This is a genomic window from Ekhidna sp. (genome assembly GCF_039960695.1).
Classification (GTDB): domain Bacteria; phylum Bacteroidota; class Bacteroidia; order Cytophagales; family Cyclobacteriaceae; genus Ekhidna.
Genome location: NZ_JBDVKP010000007.1, coordinates 1 through 4,243 on the forward strand (window position 1 = coordinate 1; position 4,243 = coordinate 4,243).

Here is a 4,243-nt window from a genome sequence, read left to right on the forward strand (position 1 = left end):
AACATCAGAGTCATTGATAGGAGTAGAGGTGTTACCATCCGCTCCAGCGTACCACTGGAAAGAGTAGTTATCATCGGCATCACCAGTTACGGTAGCAGTCAGCTGACCATCTGCATCAGTACCCGCCAGAGCAGGGTCACATATTGTGTTTTGGTTGTCTTCAGTGATAGCGACGGTAGGATTGGTGTAATCATCCGCTATAGAGAAAGACTTTTGAGCAGATGTACACATCGCGGTTGGGTGCTCAATCTCAAGCAAATAGTCTCCAGGAGATAAACCAGAAATGGTTAGGTTATCACCTGCATCCTCAGTATCAGTAAACAATACAGAGCTTCCTGCACTGTTGTAAACTCGAATGGTGTATTCATCCATAGCCGTTTCATCACCAGCAGTTAAGTTGGTTGTGGTGTTGCTGCTCGAATTGTACAAATCAATGTCAGTTAGCGTAACTGAGCCATTGTCTGGGTTACAATCCATATTGTCAGATTTTGAAAAATCGAAACCTGTAATTGCATCTACATTATCACTAATGCTTGCAGTGAAGTAGCCAACACAACCAATTGAGTTTGTAACATCTTCAACCTTTACAGTGTAGGTGCCCCCTTTAATATTGGAAAGTGTTAGGGTTGAAGGGGTGCTTCCTGTTGTAGTTGAAATATCACCATCCGTACCATCAACGAACAAGTCGGTACTGGTAACTCCACCTTTGTACCAGGTAATATTATAGTTTGCAGCATCTCCCAAAAGTGACGCTGTAATAATTCCGTTTGCATTATCAATGCACTGGGTATTATCTGTGTCTGCCGTTCCTGCAGAAACAACAGGGTTTAAGGTATTATCACTTACTGTAATAGAATATGGACTTGACTCACAATCAAGGTCATTCACAATGACAATGTAGTAGTCTCCATCCTGAAGTTGACCGAATGTTGTTCCTGTAGCGTCACTGAGGTAATTGATGTCAGAAGCTTGGGTGTTGTCAGTTCCATTAAAGGCCAATTGACCACTTCCGGATTCGTAAAGAAATGCTTCATAACCTGCTATTGGCCATGTAACATCTGAGGTTGCTCCAGTCCTATCAACAATATCAATATCGACACCACTCATTGCAATACTACCATCATATGGGCTATCGCAATTATCATTGGCATTGGCTGTAGGGGTAGTGCCTCCTGCATCGATACTGATATCGTCCTGATTGCTGATAATTTCGAAAGTGTATGTCTGGCTACAAGCGTCACCGCTTCCAATGGTCGAAGTTCCGTTTTCAATTAGAACCGTGTAATCACCTGCCGGAAGCTCGGTTACCTGATTCCCAGAACCAACAATTGTTCCATATCCTGCAGCTGATAATAGTGTTCCACTAATATCAGAGCCAACATACCATGTAAAAGTATAATCAGCGTCAGTTGCAGCATCGGTACCATCCACAAGCGTGCTGCCAGCACCATCATTAAGGACACGATCAATTTGCTTGATATTAATCTCACCATTACTATTAGTTGTTCCTCCATCGCAATTTGTATCATCGAAAATATCGATATGCGATGTGTTGTTTACAATATCCAGTTCCTCAAAACGATCTTCGATCTCAAAAGTAACAGAAGGAGAAAGACAGAAGGCAGCACCCTCCTGTGCAGCCATTATTGTGTATTCTCCAGCCACTAATCCATCAAATGAATAAGTGCCTATGTAGTCATTACCGGATGCTGCAACATCTGTACCTTCTCTAACCTGAATACTGGTTGGTCGGGCTGCCTGAGCTACAGACCAAAGCCCGTCTTTGGTGACGGCATTAATAGTCTCTCCAGTATCAAAAACATTAGACACAGTAGTAAAGTCGGATATATTACCGTCGATAAATTCAAGGATTATATTGTTGCCAATTGGATTTCCAAATAAAGCGGCAGAAGATCCTCCAATAGTCACCACATCCATGTCACTAAGTCCTGATGCATCATCTAGGGTAAGCGCGATAAATGTATCCGGTGAAGGAGTTGGTGCGTCTCCCTGATACAAGAATATTTGATAGTTACCATGGTTGTCGGTATTGATAACTCCATCAAGAATAGTAAGCGTGATGTCAACGGATCCTGTGGCTCCACCTTGCCCTCCTGTAGATCCATCTCTGTTATCTCCTGGGTTTATCGCGGCACCTTCGTATGGTTGACAATTTGTACTATGATTGGTGACAACAGGAACGGCCAAATCTAAACGTGGGGCATTCTGGTATGGAAGGAAGAAATCATAGGTGTCAGTACATCCTGTTGCATCAGAGTTTGATACTTCAATATAATAGGCTCCATTAATGAAATCTATGTCAGGGTTGTTAGCTGTTACTCCTTTACTGCTCGAAACAAAAACAGATCCATCTGCCGGGTCAACCCCAGCGACTGATACTTCTGGAACTCCCCCATTTATGGAAACATTGTTTAAAGTAACAGAATTTCCAAAGTCATCTGTAATAGTAACATCTACTTGTGTTGTTCCTGCGGCATCTGATAGTTCTAAATCAAACTCTCCTACCAATGCATCACAATCTCCTGGTTCAACCACGTTAGCTTCGGCAATGGAGATTACAGAATTGGCATTTCGATCTACCGTCACAGAGACTGTATCAGAAACACAACCTGTATTGTTATGCTCGATGACTACATAGTAATCTCCGTCAGGAATTAAATCTGCTGTACCGTCTGTAGTTAAATCTGATCCTGCTATTGCTGATACATCTGTTGTCTTATCCGCTTGCAGCCAAGTCCATGTATAATCTGCGGCTACACCTGGTGATAGGGTGTTTACTGTGATTTGCCCATCTCCCGGCACACAAGTACTGGCGTCTGTTGTGTTGAGGGTAAATGTTGGCGTAGTGGCTGGTGTTGAATTGATGGTGAATTGTTGATCGACAAAACACCCAGTTGCATCTAGAGTAACCCTTACACTATAAGTACCAGTATTTTGTTCATCGAAGAGGTCATCAGTTTCACTTCCAATCAGAGTCCCAGCTCCAATAGTTCCTACACCTCCGGTGTACCACTGAATGGTATAAGCCGCTCCCGGATCTGCAAAACCATCTACTTCAATATCAATTGATCCATTGTTGATTGTGGCGTCACATCTTTCCACGTCTGTAACTACTGAATTTGTAATTACTACCGGAGTAATGTTGTCGTTAATCGTAAATGATTGTTGAGACGAAGAACAATTGGTTGTTTTATCCACAGCAATCACGAAGTATGATCCATTATCAAAATCACTCTTGGTTGGAACTCCATCAGTGGTTTCAAGTAACGCACCACCATTTGTGTACCACTCAAATTCATAATCTCCCGGGAAAGTACCTGCTCCGTCAGTTGTGGCGTTGGTTACAGTGTAAGATCCATCATAAAAAGCAGCAGTACATCCTGTATTGTCTGATCCTGATGCTGGCCCTGTTATAGTGACTGTAGCAGCATCATCCAGAATGGTAATTTCCTGAGTGAAGGTACATCCTGTGCCTATTCCACCGTCAGTATCAGATATAACCACATAATATGTTCCTCCCGCTAAACCGTCGACCTGTTCAGGTGTTCCACCTCCAATAGAAACTACTGATCCATTGCCCAGGTTTTGAGTGTCAGTCAAAGGACCCACCGCAGTTCCGGAGGCAATGGTGCCGTAATACCATTCGTACGATACGGTACCTCCAGTCCAAACAAAGTTGGTAGATACTTGACCATTTGGAGTGCCTGAGCAGGTGGTATTATTAATTCCTGAAATTGTATTAGTCGTTGGTACAGGTTTTACATCATCTACTTCAAATTGGAAAAGAGCAGAAGTACAACTCAAGTCATTGGTAACTCTTACATAATAAGTTCCTGCTGCTAAGTTGTCCGCCCCAGGGAAAGTCACAGCATCCGCAGCTATGTTAAAAGTTTTTTCGAGGGTAGCGGCATCACTTTGCAGTACATCGAAAGTATATCCGGAAGCTTCCAGTGCCTGGAACCCGGCCGCAGTATTAGTTGTAGATCCATTGATAGTAATGGCATCAACCTGGATGGCACCATTTACCGGAGAGCACTGATCAGCATCAGTTTCAGTGACATTGGTTACGATGATAGTAGCCGGATCGTCAGTGATAGTTTGATCAGCATCCGCATAACAAGTGTTGTTAGGATCAGAGTTGTCGGTAACCCTCACCCAGAAAGATTCCCCAGCCACATTTTCAGGCAGGCCACTGAGTACGTTACCAGTGTATCCACCATTG

The 4,243-nt window shown here is 43.2% G+C and carries 1 protein-coding gene; it reads right to left on the reverse strand.

Annotated elements, in window-relative coordinates; translation table 11 throughout:
• A partial coding sequence (locus tag ABJG98_RS05010; RefSeq protein WP_348278387.1) for a hypothetical protein occupies positions 1–4,243 on the reverse strand: 4,243 nt, incomplete at both ends.